We start from the raw sequence: 17,110 nt of genomic DNA, 5'->3' as shown, positions 1-17,110 counted from the left end.
TTTCAACCCCATTTACCGATCACTGCCATCACCGCTGCGCAGATTGTCAAGCCGAGGGACTCTCTTGCAAGTTCAATATTCAAACTTCTCATGGCTGTTTCACCAAAGAAAATACCTTCAAACTGTGGTGGCCACTGCAAGACGGCAGCAATCAGGTACCCGCCCGCCAATACATAAAATACCCACGACGGCCATAAATTGCGGATGCTCATAAAGCAGGCCAGGGCGGCAAAGCTGTAAATCGCAATCCAGACTCCTGAATCCGGATCATTGAGCTGGAAATACGAAAAAATCACAAAAACGATCCCGAAAAATATCTTGAATAGTCTCATAAGGTTAGGATTAATTATAAAGATTGTTGTGAACAATATTGCGCCAGGGCATTTGCTGCATCACCATATCCCAGGTTCTGCGCCTGTTTGAGGCTGGTACATCCCAGATCCTTCTCGCCGCTATTCCATTGAGCCAGCCCCAGTCCGTAAAAAGCTTTACCATTCTGACCGTCAAGCTTGATCGTCTGCCGGAAAGCCAGGGTTGCCTTTTGAAAATCCTCCATACGGAAATACGTGTTGCCGAGATTATACCATGCCTGCTTATTTTCAGGGTCCAGGCGTGTTGCTTTTTCAAAATCGGCAACTGCTTCCGGCATTTTTTCCATCAACACCAGCAGTTGGCCACGGTTAAGATAAATATCCGCCGTGTCAGGCGCAAGCTGAGCTGATTTATTATAGTCCGCAAAGGCCGAATCGAGTTTATTTTCATTGGTATAAAGCAATGCCCTGTTAAAATAGGGCCGGTAAGTCGAAGGATTTAACTGAATTGCACGGGCAAAATCCAGGGCTGCATTCTGATTTTCTTTCAGTTCAAAGTAGGCCACGCCACGCAGGTTAAAAGCCTCTGCACTCTCCGTGTTTTTTTCGATTGCTTTATTGATAAACTCAATAGCCTCAAGGGTTTTACCCTCCTGCATTAATGATTTTCCCTTCTGTAAAAACGCGTCCGATGATTGGGAACAAGCCCAGGGCAGGAGCAGAAAAATGATGTAAAAATAGCGCAGCATAACAGGCAGTACTGGAAATGGTTCTTGCAAAAATAAGCCGGAATCAGTGAACAGGGTTTCTTTTTCTCAACAAAATGTCTTTATCTTTGCACCGGCAAATCGGAACTACCAGCTCCTGCCGAATCCCCCAGGTCCTGACGGAAGCAAGGGTAGGTGGTCGATGCGGTGAGATTCTCGGTTTGCCTTTTTTTGTTTTCTGCATACCCCGTTTCTTCTTTCTTTTTGGTTTTGTCGGGGGTTTTCTACTTTTGTGGAATATCTTAACCAATTAGTCCTGATATGAAATTTTTTATTGATACTGCCAACCTTCAAGAAATTCGGGAGGCACAGGCACTCGGCGTACTGGATGGCGTAACCACCAATCCGTCTTTGATGGCCAAAGAAGGCATTACCGGAAGGGAAAACATCATGCGTCATTATAAAGCGATCTGCGATATCGTGGATGGAGACGTAAGTGCCGAGGTAATATCGATTGATCTTGAAGGAATGATCCGCGAGGGTGAGGAGCTGGTGGAGATTGATGATAAAATTGTAGTGAAAATCCCGATGACAAAAGAAGGGGTTAAAGCACTCAAATATTTTTCAGGAAAAGGTATCCGTACCAACTGCACATTGATTTTCTCGGCCGGACAAGCTTTGCTGGCTGCCAAGGCCGGTGCCACTTACGTATCTCCGTTTGTTGGACGCCTGGACGATATTTCCACGGATGGTATCGGGCTCATCGAGCAGATTCTGACCATTTACCGAAACTACAATTTTGAAACACAAGTACTTGCGGCTTCCGTACGGCACCCGATGCACATCATCCAGTGTGCCGAAGTAGGTGCTGACGTAATGACCGGCCCGCTGAGCGCGATGGAGGCATTGCTAAAACACCCGCTTACCGATATCGGGCTCGAGAAGTTCCTGTCCGACTACAAAAAAGGTAATTCATAACCCATTCTGAATAATATGACTGAGTCGGCAGAGCCAATTATAGTCGTGGATCGCGCAGATATTTACCAGGGCGACCGGCCTGTTTTGAACGACGTCCATTTTGAAGTGAAAAGAGGCGAGTTCGTGTACCTGATCGGCAGGACGGGCAGTGGAAAAAGCTCTCTGCTGAAAACGCTCTATGCTGATCTCTGGCTGCATACCGGATCCGCCAAGGTGGCAGGTTTCGAACTGCACAATATCAAGCGGAGCCAGATTCCTTTTTTGCGACGTAAAATCGGGATTGTATTTCAGGATTTTCAATTGCTGTCTGACCGTTCCGTAGAAGATAACTTGTCTTTTGTACTCCGGGCCACCGGCTGGGAGCAGCAAAACAAAATTTCCAAGCGGATCGCTGAAGTACTGATGCAGGTGGGACTGGGTACAGCCCAGAAACGCATGCCGCATCAGCTTTCGGGAGGCGAGCAGCAGCGTGTTGTAATCGCACGCGCCATGCTCAATGAGCCCTCCATTCTGATTGCTGATGAGCCGACAGGTAACCTGGATCCCGAGGTAGGAGAGCAGATCATGCAGGTTTTCCGCACGATCAACAATGCGGGTACGGCCATTCTGATGGCAACCCACAACCACGATTTTCTGAAAAGATTTCCTTCACGGGTTATCAAATGTGAAAACGGGAATGTTATCGAGGGATAAATGAGCACTATAAAACAGAAAACCACCTGTGTCAAACACAGGTGGTTTTCTGTTTTATAACCTTCAATAATTACTTAGCTGTCATATCGATCACCGGGATGATCATCTCTTCCAATGAAACCCCGCCATGCTGGAAGGTGTCACGATAAAGATTCACATATTGGTTATAGTTGTTCGGGTATGCGAAAAAGTAATCCTCTTTGGTAAACACATAAGACGTGGATACATGCGGCTTGGGCAGAAAAATCCGCTCAGGCTTACGGCATACCATCAGGTGATTGTCGTCAAATCCCAGGTTTTTTCCGTGTTTATAACGCAAATTCGTATTTGTTTCGCGGTACCCGATGATCTTCACAGGTTTTTGAACACGTATCATCCCGTGATCAGTTGTCAGAATCAGACGGCCTTTCTTTTCGGCTACTTTACGGATAAAGTCAAGCAAAGGCGAATGCTGGAACCATGACCTGGTGATGGAGCGGTAAGCAGCTTCATCCGGCGCCAGTTCTTTAATCATCTGAACATCGGTACGGGCATGTGACAGCATATCTACAAAGTTGTACACCACCACATTCAGCTGATTGGTCAGCAGATTGCTGAAATTATCAATCAGTGCTTTTCCCTGGTTTGTATTCAGAATTTTATGGTAGGAGAACTTGATGTTGAAGTGGTTCATTTCCAGCTGCTTCTGCAGAAAATCCGCCTCGTGGTTGTTAAGCCCTTCCTCGCCTTCCGGGGTATTTTCATCACTTACCCACCATTGCGGATGTTTCCGCTCCATTTCACTGGGCATCAGGCCCGAGAAAATAGCATTACGTGCATAGCCTGTGGTAGTAGGAAGGATCGAGTAATAAGATGACTCTTCTTCAATGTTAAAATACTCCTGCAAAATCGGCTGGATCATCTTCCACTGATCATACCGGAAGTTGTCGATCAGCAGAAAAAAGACGGGTTCATTCGCATTTTTAAGATGTGGGAAAACCTTCTGCTTCATCAGTTGATGCGACAAAATCGGTTTATCCGAGCGCGGATCATTCAGCCAGTCTTCATACTCATCCTCTATAAATTTGCAGAAATTGGCATTCGCTTCACTTTTCTGCATGCTGAAAACTTCTGCCATTCCCGGATCGTCAGAGCTTTCCAGTTCGAGCTCCCAGTAGATCAGCTTTTTATAAATATCCGCCCATTCTTCATGCCCGATCCTGTCCTGGTACTGCATAGCCAGGTTCCTGAATTCCTGCTGGTAGCTGAGCGTGGTTTTCTCGGTCACCAGGCGCTTGTTGTCCAGAATTTTCTTAACCGATAGCAAGATCTGATTGGGGTTCAGTGGCTTGATCAGGTAATCGTCGATTTTGGAACCGATTGCATCCTCCATGATGTGCTCTTCTTCACTTTTGGTGATCATCACTACAGGCAGGTTGGGCTGCTGCTGCTTGATCTGCGCAAGGGTTTCGAGCCCCGTCATCCCCGGCATCATTTCGTCCAGGAAAACAATGTCAAACCGGTCATTTTCAATGCGGTCCAATGCATCGGCACCGCTGTTGACAGGCGTGACACCATATCCCTTGTTTGTCAGGAACATGATATGCGGTTTAAGAAGATCTATCTCATCATCTGCCCAAAGAATGTTGTATTGCATAAAACTGGGTTTTCGTAATAGTTATAAGTTTAACGAGGCGGAGAGGGTGCTCGTATAAAAATATGGGTTTTAACATATTTTAATAACACTGTTCCCTTCCTCTATACGTTACGCAGTGTTTGCAAATAGTGTTCCAAAATAAGGAACCTCCTACAAAAACCTGCGGGCTACACGTTCAAGATCGTCGGGCGTATCCACCCCATGTGAGTCATCCGAAGTAATGACCGCTTTGATCGCGTACCCGTTTTCAAGCCAGCGGAGCTGTTCGAGTGCCTCCGCTTTTTCAAGTGGTGAAACAGGCAGCCTGGTAATGCTTTCCAGTACGTCTGCACGGTAGGCATAAATGCCGATATGCTTGTAAAAAGTATGGGTTTTCAGCCATTCACTCTCTGCTGCATTGCGGAGGTAAGGGATGGTTTGCCGGCTGAAATACATAACTTCATTGCGGCTGTTCAGCACAGCTTTAGGAACATTAACATTGAAAAGGATATCCTGCTGATCAATGATCTTGACCAGTGTCGCGAGCTCGGTTTTTCCGTCCAGTACCTTTGCAAGACTGTCTATGGGCTCTGGACTGATAAAAGGTTCGTCACCCTGAATATTGATCACATAGTCGTACTTTCCGGCAACCTTTGTAAATGCTTCAAAACACCGGTCGGTACCGCTGTGGTGGGATGTTGAAGTCATCACAGCGTGGCCGCCGAAGCCGGTAACATGGTCGAGAATGCGCTGATCATCCGTCGCAACAATCACCTGGTGAAGCATTGTGGCTTTTGTGGATTGCTCGTATACCCGCTGGATCATACTTTTGCCCCCGATATCAACAAGCGCCTTGGCAGGGAAGCGGGTGGATGCATAGCGCGCGGGAATAATTCCTAGGATTTGCACTGGTCGGTTTTTTGTTTGCCTGGTAGATTTTGTTTCAAATTAAGGCTAAAAAAATTGCAAAATCCTTTCACACATCAGTTTTCCGGTAACATCTGGCGCATGATCCCTGACCCGGACCCTGCCGGCAACCGGTGGGCCATAGAGCTCAGGCATATCGGGGCAAAGTCGGTTTCATTTGCGATCCTCGATCTGGATCAGCAAAGGCTGCTTTGGGAAAAGCACCTGGAAGGAGCCGACTGGTGGAGCTCACTCACCGCATTCGCCTACAACCGGATTTACATTCACCAGTACCGCGTACCCGAAGTGCCGGAGCCTTCCGACCTCCTGTGTATTTCGGGCATTGATGCTTCCGAATTGTGGGTGTTGCCCAGACATATACTTGTAAGTGTGCATGGCGCGGGTCTGCTGGAAGTTGCTGTGAAATCAGGCGAAACTTTCCGTAAGCTGGCATGTGACCCGGATACCGGTGCAACTACTCCATGGGAAGCAGGCGCCCAGCTTGAAGATGCAGAGGTAATTTTAAAGGAACCGGTTCGTTACAAGGTGAGAAATGCCTATTTCGACAGGCTGGCTGCCTTTATCGAGAAGGTCACAGGGCACAAGGCCGATGCCGTCGATTATCTGGAGAAGCGACCCTATATTGTCTTTTCTTACTATATTTACGAGCAGGAAAAATCAGTTCAGTACTTGCTGATTGTAAATAAAAAGCAGGAACTGGTACTTCACGAAAGGCTTTCCGAGGAACGCCAGGGTATAGGACGTTCTACCATGATGCTGCGCGGCTCAACGCTGGTTTATCTTAAAAATAATAATGAGTTTTCGAGTTTAACTCTTCCCGAATAAATGAAATACTTTTTTTGCCTGACAATTGCGGCAGGTCTTTGTATAGGTGCGGCAAGTGCCCGGGCCATTGGAAATGTTGCCGACTCAGTAGGCGTTGAGAAAGTCGGAGACAGGGTTTTTATCCTGCATAAAGTAAATCCGGGACAAACCATGTTTGCGGTTGTGCGTCAGTACGGGATCACTATTCAGTCGCTCCGTGACGCTAATCCCGGTATCAGTGATCAGATCCAGTCCGGGCAGACCATCCGGGTACCTTACACGCCAAAAGGTGGAAAAAGAGACGCTAAAAAGGAAGAAGCAAAAGCTGCTAAAACGGAGGTAAAGGAAACCAATACCGTAGCCAGTACAACCAATAGTCCGGCTGCGGTAACAAGCGCACCCGCGGCAGCCTCATCCACACCGGCGCCTGCCAATGGCTTGCACCGCGTGGAACCCGGCCAGACACTTTACAGGGTTGCTGTAAAATATGGTGTTTTAATGGCAGATCTGCGCAAGTGGAATAATCTTGCCGATGACAATATCAAAGAAGGCCAGGAGCTTATTGTCAGCGAAAAAGGTGCTGAAAAGGCAACTGCCCCGGTCGCTCCGGCTGCACCCGCCAAGGTCACTACAACTACTGTTGTGAAAGACTCGGTAAAAGCCAAGTCCGCTGTACCTGAAAAGGTGATGAAACCGGTGGAAGAGGTAGTGGCTCCGCCCAAAGTAGTCAAAACAAAAAAGAAGTCTGAGTCCGGACTTGCGGAAGTAATCGAAACGGATGAAAGTACAAGTAAATTCCTCGGTCTGCACAGGACTGCGCCGGTAGGTTCGCTGGTTGAAGTCCTTAATGAATACAATCAGGAGAAGATCATTGTGCGCATTATCGGCCGTATTCCGGATACCAGCGTCAATGATGATATCGTCATCAAGCTTTCTTCCCGCGCATTTGAGAAAGTTTCGCCCAACAGCAAACGTTTTCGGGCCGTAGTAAGTTACCTGGAGTAATCAGCAATACACACCCATGAAACATTCACCGAAATTCAGGTCCAAAAGAGAAGAGGAAAGAGCTGCGTTGAAGAATACAACAGGATACAAGATCTGGAGTGTCATGTTCACGATCCTTTATCCCTTCATTGCGGTATTTACTTTCTTGTTCTCAGGAATCGTTATGTTTTTTTCCGGGATCTCCCGGGTGCTGGCGTACCTGTTTGGAGGGCGGCATGCCTGAGAAGGAACCTGGCGGCCCGAAAGCAGCACCGGTATCTTCCTACATTATCGACCTGCTGGAAGACAGAGCCGACAGGTACAACCGTCCCGACTTCATCGCTGCTGATCCCATCAGCATTCCCCACCGTTTTTCCCGTAAGCAGGATATTGAAATCATGGGCTTCTGGGCGGCAGTACTTGCCTGGGGGCAGCGTAAAACCATTATCAGCAAATGCCTTGAATTATCGGCATTGATGGACCATGCTCCTTACGATTTCGTACGGAACCATGAAGATTCCGATCTAAAACCCTTCCTGAACTTCAAGCATCGTACCTTCAATGCTACGGATACGCTGTATTTTCTTTACTTTTTCAAATATTATTACCAAAGCTATAACTCGCTGGAAGATGCATTTGCCAGCCATATGCAGCCTGGTGATGTTACCATAGAAAATGCGCTGCTGGGATTTCATGATCAGTTTTTCAGCCTGGAAGATTACCCTGCGCGTACCCGCAAGCACATTGCAACCCCTGCGCGGAAATCTTCCTGCAAAAGGTTGAACATGTTTCTCAGATGGATGGTCAGAAAGGATGACTGCGGTGTGGATTTCGGGCTTTGGAATAAGATCAAACCCGCGCAGCTCGTCTGCCCATGCGATGTTCACGTTGATCGCGTAGCCCGTTTGCTGGGACTCATCAAACGGCCGGTTACCGACTGGCAAACCGCCACGGAACTTACCGCCTCCCTCAGGCTTATTGATCCTCATGATCCTGTCAAATACGACTTCGCATTGTTCGGATTGGGCATCGAGGGATATGCAAGCTAGGGTATTTTGATTTCTTACATAAGAAAAGCGCCGCTCAGTAGCTACTGGCGGCGCTTTTTAGCATTTATAGATGACTATCCTGCTTACTGTATGGCACTGTTAAACTGAATCCAGTCCAGCGTAAACAAAGGTTTGTTGCCGGCTGCCGTGTTTCTGAAAACGAATACCAGCGGATGAAGCTTGTTATCAGCGGCCGTCTTCACCGGAATGCTGACGGTACCGGAAGTGCCTACTTTGGCTTCTCCGATTTTCGTGCCGCCGGGAGAATCCAGGTACACTTCAAGTGTTCCTCCTGCAGTCGGGCCTTCCCGGTATCCCGCCGCCACATCAATGGCACTTACACCACTCAGGTCAATGTCATTGAACGTGATATAAGAACCGCTCTTTGTACCCAGCACTACTTCTGCTCCTCCGGGAATTTTGAACTTCGCAACGTCCCTGCCATCGTCGTAAGAGCTGGCAGTGATTTTCGAAGGCCGTAAGGCAACCGTTTTTGCGCCTGTCATAGGACCAATCGTACCATTGCCCTTGTCCGTATAGCTGGCCGTGAAAATGTATGAGCCCTCTTTTTGTTTAGCTTCTGTCACATACGAGCTTTTCAGTGGTTTTTTGTCAACTACCTGCTCTTTGGAAAGTGACAGTACGTATTTCACCATTTCCTCTACTTCCTCGGGCTTGTGCTGCGGGTGGCCCGGCATGGCTTGCTCGCCCCACACTCCGCTTCCGCCTTTCAGTACCTTGTCTGTCAGACGGGCCAGTGAGTTGCGCTCTTTTTCGTATTTTTTGGCTACTTCGCGGTAGGCCGGTCCAATGGATTTTTTGTCGATCGAGTGGCACGCTTTGCAGTCACTGAGTTCAATCAGGCGCTTTCCTGTTTCAAAGCCTGTATTAGCCTGGTGGCCCTGCGCGAGCTGTGTTTTATCAAAACCTTCCAGGTAATTGATGGTCAGGACTACTTCATCTTCCGGAATTTTCTTGTCTGCAAGGCTGCCATCCTCTTTGTCAGATACCATTACCTCGTAGTCGACAGGCTTGTTGTTCCAGTAAAATGATTTATTTCCTTTGATCACTACATCCACTTTGGGTACAGCATTACCTGCTCTCACAACCACCTCGGAAGTATTGCTGTTTCCGGCAGCGTCAGTTACTTTCAGAACAGCTGTGTATTCTCCCGGTTTAGTGTAGGTAAAAACAGGATTGGCAACCGTGCTTTTAGGAAGACCTTTACCGAAGTTCCACTCGTACTTGATCATATCCCCATCATAATCCACTGAACCTTTGGAAGAAAATGTTACTTTCAGCGGCACTGATCCCGTAGTAGTGCTGGCATTTGCAACAGCCAGCGGTGTGCGGTTTCCTGAATTGAAGGTGATGTGCGACAAGCTCGCTTCGTCATTCTGCGCAAACCAGTTGGGGCCATATTCCAGCGTGTACAGTGAGCCGTCTTTTGCAAACTGCATATCAATCGGATGGCTGAACTTCATGTTTGGCAAAAAGCGCTCAATCGTGAGGAGGTCACCCTGCTGATTCATCGTTACAACATTGATGTAATCCCGGATCCAGTCATAGGTAAAGAACTTACCATCGTAGTAAGTCGGAAACTTGTCCTTGGTTCCCTGATAATCAGCTGCGTAGTACACAGGTCCTGCCATGGCATTACGTCCGCCTTTTCCAACGATCGCCCCAAATTCCGGAGAGTCGGCATACGGGTACCAGATGTAAGCCGGCTGAGCGGGAGGGAGCTCCCTCAATCCCGTATTATGCGGTGAATCGTTGATGGGCGCAGCAGGATCAAACGGCTTGCCCGAGGTGCTGTCTGCAAAGTTAAAGTCCACATATGGCTTGTTGTCCGCAATGAAAAGAGGATATCCGAAGTAGCCTGCCTTGCGGGCCTGGTTTACCTCATCGTACCCGCGCGGTCCGCGTTTAGGATCATCATTCGATGCATCCGGACCCACATCGCCCCAGTAGAGGTATCCCGTATGCTGATCTACCGAAATCCGGTAGGGATTACGGGTTCCCATTACGTAGATTTCAGGACGTGCTTTGGGGTTTCCGGCCGGGAAAAGGTTTCCTTCCGGAATGTCGTACAGGTTGGTACCGCCCGGCATGTTTGCCCGTCTGTCTCCATATCGGGGCTTGATGCGCAATACTTTTCCTCGGAGTGAATTCGTGTTGGAAGAAGAGTGCTGTCCGTCCCAACCTTCTCTGCCAGGGCGCTCGTCCATAGGGCCGTAACCATCGGATTGGAAAGGGTTCACATCATCACCGGTCGACAGGTACAGATTTCCTTTCGCATCCCACGCAATGGAGCCGCCCGTATGGCAGCAATCTGTTCTTTTCACAGGCACGGTAAGCAGTACTTCTTCTGTGGACAGAAGCAGCGTGTCCTTCACATCATCGTATTTGAAACGTGACAAATGCTGTGCAGTATCCGCCTCGGAGGATGGGGGCGAGTAGTACATGTACAGCAGCTTGTTGGTCTTAAAGTTAGGATCAACATTAAGCCCCATGAGGCCATATTCCTGCTTGGTGTAAACAGGTACGTCGGCTACAACCTTGGTTTTGCCTGTTTTTGGATTGTACAGTTTCAGCTTGCCTTTTCTTTCAGCAAAAAGAACGCGCTGATCGTCCAGTACTACCAGTTCGGTAGGTTCGTCGAGCTTGGAGGCAAGTACTTTCTTTGTAAACCGGTTTTCTTCGGGCCGTGACTTCGTATAATCCAGCCTGGCAGCCATCACGTAGTTGAGGCCGCCTATGAAATGCTTTACAAAAACAGGATTGGAATAAGTAGCGTCTTCATGCCCGAAGTTGGTGTAAAAAGCTTTACCGCCATCAAACTCGTGGTACCAGGACATCGGGTGGTCATCGCCCATTTTACCATCCTTGTACGATTTCTCGTCTATTTTGACCAGTACGGTTACCTTGTTGTTGAAGTTTTTGAAATCATAAAATTCATCCTTGATCTTCCATTTCTGAGGAAAATCCTTCATGGAAGGATGGTCTGAATTTACTACGTACGCTTCACCTTCCTGTACATTGGGATTACCCGGGTGGCTCATAAACTGCGCACCCGCCAGCTTGTTGTACCACTGCCAGTCATATTCGGTGTCGGTTGCGGCGTGTACCCCCACATATCCGCCACCCGCCTGAATGTAGCGCTCGAATGCATCCTGCTGCATACCATCCAGTATATCACCGGTGGTGTTCAGGAAAATGACGGCTCCGTATTTTCCCAGGTTTTTGTCAGTAAATGCGGCAGCATTTTCCGTAGTGTCCACAGCAAAACCCTGCTCTTTGCCCAGCTTCATGATGGCTGTTTTACCCGTCGGAATGGACGAGTGCCGGAAGCCCGCAGTTTTGGAAAACACCAGTACCCGCTTCTGAGGCGTAACAATTTGCGCAAAAGTGGCTGCACCGGAGCAGGCAAGCAGGACGGCCATCCCGGCCCGGGCTGCACCTCTGCGAAACTTTTGATTTAAAGAATGAAACATTACAATGTGCTGAATGAATGATTATAAACTGCAAAAAACCTATCTCTATTAAGGGAGATAGGTTTTCTATTTACTTGTACTCAGTACCTTTAATTAAAGGCCGAGGACTTTGCGGTTGAATGCTTCGTCAGCACCTGTTCCTGCAAAATCGTCGAATGCTTTTGTAGTGACTTCAATGATGTGGCTGGCGATAAACGGAGCCCCTTCCGCAGCTCCCTGGGAAGGTGATTTGATGCAGCATTCCCATTCCAGTACCGCCCAGCTGTCATAATCGTACTGCGACAGTTTGGAGAAAATACTTCCGAAATCCACCTGCCCGTCGCCCAGTGACCTGAAACGTCCGGCACGATCGGCCCAGCCGGCAAAACCGCTGTAAACACCCTGCTTACCGGTTGGGTTGAATTCCGCATCTTTCACGTGAAATGCCTTGATGCGATCATGGTAAAGGTCGATAAACTGCAGATAGTCGAGCTGCTGCAGCACGAAGTGGCTCGGGTCGTAGTTAATATTAGCCCTGGGATGTCCGTCGAGGTAATCTACGAACATCTCAAAAGTAGCGCCATCAAACAAGTCTTCGCCCGGGTGCAGCTCGTAAGCCACATCCACTCCATTTTCATCATATACATCCAAAATGGGCTTCCAGCGTGCTGCCAGTTCCTTAAAAGCAGTTTCTACCAGACCAGCCGGACGCTGTGGCCACGGATACAGGAAAGGCCAGGCCAATGCGCCCGAGAAGGACGCACTTGCTTTCAGACCCAGGTTTTTGCTGGCTACCGCAGTGTATTTCAGCTGCTGAGTCGCCCACTCCGCACGGGCTTTCGGATTGTTACGAACTTCGGGAATGGCAAAGCCGTCGTACATTTCATCATACACGGGGTGTGATGCAACGAGCTGACCAATGATATGCGAAGCAAGCTCCGTGATTTCCAGTCCTTTGTCTTTCAGCTTTCCTTTGAGCTCATCGGCATACGTCTGCGACTCGGCAGCCAGTTTCACATCAATTACCCGCGGGTCCCAGATCGGAAGCTGAACACCCTTGTAGCCTAATCCGGCCATGTAATCGGCAATAGTATCCAATGAATTAAACGGCGCCTCGTCGCCAAGAAACTGCGCCAGAAATATTCCGGGTCCTTTTATGGTTTTCATATTGTAATGATTGAATGAATCAATGATTGAATGACTGAATGTTGAATGAGTGAATAATTGAAGGTTTCATCTTGTGTTCTTTCGGGCTCTGGACAGAATTTTTACCAGCTCCTGCGCTTCGTTCATGAGTGCACGCAGCTTTTCGACAGGTAAAATGTTCGCTTCCGACATGATTTCCATCCAGAAAAGCGATTCGTCAGCTTCTTCTATGGTAATGCTGATTTTTGCGAAAAATTCATTCTGGCTTCTTGCCCTGCACACCGCCCTGTAATTGGCGCCAACGGATGATGCTGATCGAAGAAACTGTTTTCCCACAATCCGGGCTTCATCAGTAGCCGGCAATGCCTTGAAAACTTTAATGCTCCTCAGTACAAACAGTTTCGTACGGTCCTGCAACTGAGAGACAAAATCCCTCTTGTTATCATCAGCCATCAGTTAGTGTGTTGTAAGAAAGTTAGAACAAGAACCTATTCAATCATTCAGTCATTCACTCATTCAAAATTAAACTTCCACCCAAGCCTGCTTCTTGTTGCTTTCCAGGATTCGCTCGCAGATGAGCAGCTCGCGATACCCGTCTGCGAAGGTTGGGAATGTTGGATTTTCGGGTTGTTTGCCTTCTGCAATGGCGGCGTAAACCTCTTTGAACATTTGTTTTGAAGTATCAGGGAAACCTTCGTTGTGGCCGCCCGGGAAAGTGATCGTGGAACGCACGTCCGGATTAACCAGCGAAGGATCGCGCATCAGGATTTCATTGCTTTTATCACGGTTACCAATCCACATTTCATTGGGTGATTCCGAGCACCAGCTGAACGTTTTCTTTGAACCCGCAATTTCAAGCGACATCCGGTTTTTGCGTCCGGCCGATACCTGGGAAACGGTGATGACACCCTTGCTTCCATTGTCAAAGCGCAGGAGCACATTGGCGTGATCCTCTGTAGTGATGGGGACGTCCGCATAATCCTCAGGCTGCAGCATTTTTCCCGAGTACGTTTCCACCGGTTTGAGCGGCTTCTTGCGCGTTTTATGTACGGTATTGAAGTCAGCAAGTACTTCGGTGGTTTTCAATCCTGTAATGTATTCCAGGATATCCATGAGGTGAGAGCCGATATCGGCAATCGCCCGTGAATCTCCCGACTTGTCCGGTTCCAGGCGCCAGTTGTAATCTGTTTCGTAAAACAGCCAGTCCTGCAGGTAGGAGCCGATGAAGGAGTAAATTTCTCCCAGCTCGCCGTTTTCCCGCATGGATTTCATCTGACGGGCCAGCGGATAATAACGCAGGTTGAAATGCACCGCATTCACCAGCCCCGTTTCGGCAGCCAGGGCCACCAGTTCCTCTGCTTCGGCCAGATCTTTGGCAAGCGGCTTTTCGCAGATTACGTGCTTACCGGCCAGCAATGCTGCTTTGGATTGGGAGTAGTGCAGGAAGTTGGGAGTACAGATGTGGATCGCCTGAATATCGTCCTGTTTGAGGAGTTCTTCAAAAGTATAGGCGCGGGGAATGCCCAGGCTGTCTGCTTTTTGTTGTGCCAGCTCAGCGGTTACTTCGCAAAGGGCAGCAACTTCCACATTCGGGAGTCGTCTGAGAGCTTCAATGTGAGCAGGGCCAATAAAGCCAGTACCAACGACGCCGACTTTGATTTTGTTCATAAACGGGTATGGAAAAATAGGTGGAAAAACAATCCGGTGAGCCGGAAGAAAAACTGTAAAGAGTTAATTGAGTTCTATGCTGAAAAATCCGTCCACTTCGTGTCCGAATTGCTGGAAGCGATCACCGTGTCGATAAACTTCATTCCTCTCAGGCCGTCCTGGGCCGTAGGGAAGTCATACACGGGATCCGCTTTGGTACCATCCCAGTAGGCACGCAGCTGGATGGCGAAGTTGCGGTAAAGGTTCGCAAAGGCTTCAAAATATCCCTCCGGGTGACCGGCAGGAATGCGGGTATGCACCTGTGCGGCTTTGGAAAGATTGCCCACACCTGTGCGGATAATGCGCGCGCCCTGGTTAGTCTTATGGATTAAAGTATTAGGTTCCAGCTGTTTCCATTGCAGCCCGCCCGTTTCGCCGTAAACGCGGATATTCAGGTCGTTTTCTTCCCCATTGGCAATCTGGCTGTTTTGCAGGATACCTTTTGCACCATTATTGAAGCGCAGCAGCACATTGGCATCATCGTCCAGCAGGCGGCCTTCCACGAAGATTGTGAGATCGGCACATACCTGGGTGATTTTCAATCCTGTAATGTATTCAGCCAGGTTTTCGGCATGTGTACCGATGTCGCCCAGCCCGCCGGCAGCACCGGAGCGCTTGGGATCGGTACGCCAGGCTGCCTGCTTGTTGCCGGTCACCTCTACCAGGGTAGCGAGCCAGCCCTGCGGATATTCCACAATGACTTTCCGTATCTCGCCGATCGCCCCTGACGCAATCAGGTTTTTGGCTTCCTTTACCATCGGGTAGCCGGTGTAATTATGGGTAAGACAAAAGACCAGCCCTGTTTTTTCAACCAGCGCGACGATCTCTTCGGCTTCTTCAGTATTCAGCGTGATCGGTTTATCGCAAACCACATGAAATCCATTTTCCAGCGCAAGCTTAGTAGGTCCAAAGTGCATGTGATTGGGCGTCACAATGGCCACAAAATCCATTCTCTCACCCTCCGGCAGTTCCTTCTCCTTTGCGATCATTTCCTCATAGTCGCCGTATACCCGGTGATCCGGAAGATAAAGCGCTTTACCTGTATCTTTCGACTTGACCGGATCGGAGCTGAATACCCCGCAAACAAGCTCTATTTCTCCGTCCATGATCGCTGCACGCCGGTGTACCCCGCCGATAAATGCGTCGAGGGAGCCTCCAACCATGCCCATCCTGATCTTACGTGACATTCGTACTGGTTTAAAGTTTTGAAAAAGATTTTACAATATTAAAGAGTAGTATAGATGACTCTTACTTCTTACAAATATAAATTTCACGCTCAAAAAACATTGGGTCAGGGGCATCCTCATCAGTAGAAATGCCCTTTATTTGTTTTTTCAGGGAATTAATAAAATAAAAACGACTTCCCGTCAGCAGTTTATCATTTAACTTCTTTTAACCCTTTACTCCAATGGCTCAAACCATTAACAGCAGCAGACTTTTTAATGCCAGCTGTCTCGCGATTATCACCACAGCCTTTTCTTTCAGCATCAGGGCGGGTATCCTTCCCCAGCTTGCAACGGAATTCGGTCTGACCGCAGAGCAGCTGGGCTTTATCAACTCCATGTTCTTCTTTGGCTTCCCCATTTCGATGGTGATCGGTGGCATTGTTTACCACTCGATCGGGCCAAAAATCATCATGCAGGTTGCTGTTGTAGCGCATACCGTCGGTATTTTGCTGACCATCTATGCCGGCGGGTACATGGGACTTCTTATCTCGACATTCTTCATCGGTTTCGGTAACGGTTGTACAGAAGCGGCCTGTAACCCGATGATCGCCGATATGTACACCAGCAGCAAGCTGAACAAAATGCTTGGCCGGTTCCACATGTGGTTCCCGGGCGGTATTGTCATCGGAAGCCTTATATCCAAGTTTATGACCGATGCAGGAGCTTCGTGGCAGACACAAATCTGGGTGCTGATGATCCCTACGGTGATTTATGCATTCCTGTTCTTCGGTCAGGCTTTCCCAAGACCAAAAGTAGAAGGTGTTACTTCGCTGGCGAAAAACTTCCAGGCGATGCTTACTCCGCTTTATATCTTCATTTTCTGCTGCATGGCACTGACTGCGATTACGGAATTTGGTCCTAACCAGTGGGTGAACGTGGTATTGAACAGCAGTGGCGCAGATCCAATGCTTGTACTGGCGCTCACCTTTGGTGTAATGACATTAGGACGCCTCTTTACAGGTCCGGTTGTGGATGTAGTAGGTCAAACAGGTGTTCTGCTAGGCGGAGCGTTCCTGGCTGCCATTGGCATCTACCTTTTCAGCACCGTGACAGGCCCTGCCGCCTACCTGGCTGCCGTCATCTTCGGTTTGGGCGTATGTTTCAACTGGCCGACTGTAATTGGCTTCGTAGCACAGCGCGTTCCATTGAGCGGCGCTTTGGGGATGTCCATCATTGGTGGAGTAGGTATGCTTTCCACTTCGATCTTCCAGCCTTTCATTGGTAGCTGGATCGACAAGGCGCATGCGGAGTACGCTGCGCAGGGACTCAGCGGTTCTGCACTGGAATTGGCAGCTGGTCAGGAAACCTTGTCAACGATGCTTACTTTCCCCATTATCCTGATCGTATTGTTCTCAGTGCTTTGGTTCTGGGCAGGAAATCCGAAGGGCGGACATGTTGAAGAAACTCTGGTAGCAGAACAACCGCAGCTGTAATCAGCCACGACATAAAAAAAGGTAGACAGTGCGAGCTGTCTACCTTTTTTGTTTTAT

The 17,110-nt window shown here is 48.6% G+C and carries 16 protein-coding genes; 7 read left to right on the top strand and 9 right to left on the bottom strand.

Annotation, left to right across the window (positions count from 1 at the left end; translation table 11 throughout):
- Positions 1-2: 2 nt before the first annotated feature.
- Positions 3-332, bottom strand: coding sequence for a transmembrane 220 family protein (locus HWI92_RS12815; RefSeq protein ID WP_204655648.1), 330 nt, complete (start codon positions 330-332; stop codon positions 3-5).
- A 14-nt stretch (positions 333-346) separates the two neighbouring features.
- Entirely contained in the window at positions 347-1,060 is a 714-nt protein-coding gene (locus tag HWI92_RS12810; RefSeq protein WP_204655646.1) for a tetratricopeptide repeat protein, read from the bottom strand.
- A 279-nt stretch (positions 1,061-1,339) separates the two neighbouring features.
- On the opposite strand from HWI92_RS12810, the gene fsa reads away from it, so the two are divergent.
- Complete coding sequence (fsa, locus tag HWI92_RS12805) at positions 1,340-1,996, top strand: fructose-6-phosphate aldolase (RefSeq protein WP_204655644.1); 657 nt, start codon at positions 1,340-1,342, stop codon at positions 1,994-1,996.
- Positions 1,997-2,011: 15 nt separating this feature from the next.
- Positions 2,012-2,689 (top strand): cell division ATP-binding protein FtsE, encoded by a 678-nt coding sequence (locus HWI92_RS12800; protein WP_204655642.1) that lies wholly within the window; start codon positions 2,012-2,014, stop codon positions 2,687-2,689.
- A gap of 70 nt (positions 2,690-2,759) precedes the next feature.
- Here HWI92_RS12800 and porX read toward each other — a convergent pair whose 3' ends face one another.
- Positions 2,760-4,325 carry a T9SS response regulator signal transducer PorX gene (porX, locus tag HWI92_RS12795; RefSeq protein WP_204655633.1) on the bottom strand — a complete coding sequence of 522 codons (1,566 nt, stop codon included), beginning with the start codon at positions 4,323-4,325 and terminating at the stop codon, positions 2,760-2,762.
- A 150-nt stretch (positions 4,326-4,475) separates the two neighbouring features.
- Entirely contained in the window at positions 4,476-5,213 is a 738-nt protein-coding gene (kdsB, locus tag HWI92_RS12790; protein WP_204655631.1) for a 3-deoxy-manno-octulosonate cytidylyltransferase, read from the bottom strand.
- A 99-nt stretch (positions 5,214-5,312) separates the two neighbouring features.
- Between kdsB and HWI92_RS12785 the strand changes: the two genes are divergently transcribed.
- The 4 genes from HWI92_RS12785 to HWI92_RS12770 are packed head-to-tail and all read left to right on the top strand — an operon-like array spanning position 5,313 to position 8,068.
- Positions 5,313-6,056: a DUF4905 domain-containing protein gene (locus HWI92_RS12785; protein WP_204655629.1), complete on the top strand. Its 744-nt coding sequence runs from the start codon at positions 5,313-5,315 to the stop codon at positions 6,054-6,056.
- Complete coding sequence (locus HWI92_RS12780) at positions 6,057-7,040, top strand: LysM peptidoglycan-binding domain-containing protein (RefSeq protein ID WP_204655627.1); 984 nt, start codon at positions 6,057-6,059, stop codon at positions 7,038-7,040.
- 16 nt (positions 7,041-7,056) lie between these two features.
- Positions 7,057-7,263, top strand: a complete 207-nt coding sequence (locus HWI92_RS12775) for a hypothetical protein (protein WP_204655625.1) — start codon at positions 7,057-7,059, stop codon at positions 7,261-7,263.
- Positions 7,256-8,068, top strand: coding sequence for a TIGR02757 family protein (locus tag HWI92_RS12770; RefSeq protein WP_204655623.1), 813 nt, complete (start codon positions 7,256-7,258; stop codon positions 8,066-8,068). The genes HWI92_RS12775 and HWI92_RS12770 overlap by 8 nt, the downstream gene beginning before the upstream one ends.
- 83 nt (positions 8,069-8,151) lie before the next feature.
- Here HWI92_RS12770 and HWI92_RS12765 read toward each other — a convergent pair whose 3' ends face one another.
- The 5 genes from HWI92_RS12765 to HWI92_RS12745 all read right to left on the bottom strand — a co-directional run bounded on the left by HWI92_RS12765 (position 8,152) and on the right by HWI92_RS12745 (position 15,563).
- The gene (locus HWI92_RS12765; RefSeq protein WP_204655621.1) at positions 8,152-11,562 is read right to left on the bottom strand and encodes a ThuA domain-containing protein; all 3,411 of its coding nucleotides are present in this window, start codon (positions 11,560-11,562) and stop codon (positions 8,152-8,154) included.
- A gap of 93 nt (positions 11,563-11,655) precedes the next feature.
- Positions 11,656-12,708, bottom strand: a complete 1,053-nt coding sequence (locus HWI92_RS12760; protein ID WP_204655619.1) for a sugar phosphate isomerase/epimerase family protein — start codon at positions 12,706-12,708, stop codon at positions 11,656-11,658.
- A 66-nt stretch (positions 12,709-12,774) separates the two neighbouring features.
- A complete protein-coding gene (locus HWI92_RS12755; protein WP_204655617.1) occupies positions 12,775-13,140 on the bottom strand; it encodes a four helix bundle protein in 366 nt (121 codons plus the stop codon).
- Between the two features lie 69 nt (positions 13,141-13,209).
- A complete protein-coding gene (locus HWI92_RS12750) occupies positions 13,210-14,355 on the bottom strand; it encodes a Gfo/Idh/MocA family protein (protein ID WP_204655615.1) in 1,146 nt (381 codons plus the stop codon).
- Positions 14,356-14,429: 74 nt separating this feature from the next.
- Positions 14,430-15,563 carry a Gfo/Idh/MocA family protein gene (locus tag HWI92_RS12745; RefSeq protein ID WP_204664516.1) on the bottom strand — a complete coding sequence of 378 codons (1,134 nt, stop codon included), beginning with the start codon at positions 15,561-15,563 and terminating at the stop codon, positions 14,430-14,432.
- 239 nt (positions 15,564-15,802) lie between these two features.
- Between HWI92_RS12745 and HWI92_RS12740 the strand changes: the two genes are divergently transcribed.
- Positions 15,803-17,053 (top strand): MFS transporter, encoded by a 1,251-nt coding sequence (locus HWI92_RS12740; RefSeq protein WP_204655613.1) that lies wholly within the window; start codon positions 15,803-15,805, stop codon positions 17,051-17,053.
- The last annotated feature ends 57 nt before the right edge of the window (positions 17,054-17,110 follow it).

The sequence above is a fragment of the Dyadobacter sandarakinus genome, from assembly GCF_016894445.1.
GTDB lineage: Bacteria > Bacteroidota > Bacteroidia > Cytophagales > Spirosomataceae > Dyadobacter > Dyadobacter sandarakinus.
Note: the sequence above shows the minus strand (reverse complement) of the source record. Positions and strands in the feature narration are given on the sequence as shown.

Bases quoted from the DNA above. Each gene is read 5' to 3' on its own strand.
- HWI92_RS12815 (WP_204655648.1), bottom strand. From the start codon at position 332: ATGAGACTATTCAAGATATTTTTCGGGATCGTTTTTGTGATTTTTTCG.
- HWI92_RS12810 (WP_204655646.1), bottom strand. From the start codon at position 1,060: ATGCTGCGCTATTTTTACATCATTTTTCTGCTCCTGCCCTGGGCTTGT.
- fsa (WP_204655644.1), top strand. From the start codon at position 1,340: ATGAAATTTTTTATTGATACTGCCAACCTTCAAGAAATTCGGGAGGCA.
- HWI92_RS12800 (WP_204655642.1), top strand. From the start codon at position 2,012: ATGACTGAGTCGGCAGAGCCAATTATAGTCGTGGATCGCGCAGATATT.
- porX (WP_204655633.1), bottom strand. From the start codon at position 4,325: ATGCAATACAACATTCTTTGGGCAGATGATGAGATAGATCTTCTTAAA.
- HWI92_RS12785 (WP_204655629.1), top strand. From the start codon at position 5,313: ATGATCCCTGACCCGGACCCTGCCGGCAACCGGTGGGCCATAGAGCTC.
- HWI92_RS12780 (WP_204655627.1), top strand. From the start codon at position 6,057: ATGAAATACTTTTTTTGCCTGACAATTGCGGCAGGTCTTTGTATAGGT.
- HWI92_RS12775 (WP_204655625.1), top strand. From the start codon at position 7,057: ATGAAACATTCACCGAAATTCAGGTCCAAAAGAGAAGAGGAAAGAGCT.
- HWI92_RS12770 (WP_204655623.1), top strand. From the start codon at position 7,256: ATGCCTGAGAAGGAACCTGGCGGCCCGAAAGCAGCACCGGTATCTTCC.
- HWI92_RS12765 (WP_204655621.1), bottom strand. From the start codon at position 11,562: ATGTTTCATTCTTTAAATCAAAAGTTTCGCAGAGGTGCAGCCCGGGCC.
- HWI92_RS12760 (WP_204655619.1), bottom strand. From the start codon at position 12,708: ATGAAAACCATAAAAGGACCCGGAATATTTCTGGCGCAGTTTCTTGGC.
- HWI92_RS12755 (WP_204655617.1), bottom strand. From the start codon at position 13,140: ATGGCTGATGATAACAAGAGGGATTTTGTCTCTCAGTTGCAGGACCGT.
- HWI92_RS12750 (WP_204655615.1), bottom strand. From the start codon at position 14,355: ATGAACAAAATCAAAGTCGGCGTCGTTGGTACTGGCTTTATTGGCCCT.
- HWI92_RS12745 (WP_204664516.1), bottom strand. From the start codon at position 15,563: ATGGGCATGGTTGGAGGCTCCCTCGACGCATTTATCGGCGGGGTACAC.
- HWI92_RS12740 (WP_204655613.1), top strand. From the start codon at position 15,803: ATGGCTCAAACCATTAACAGCAGCAGACTTTTTAATGCCAGCTGTCTC.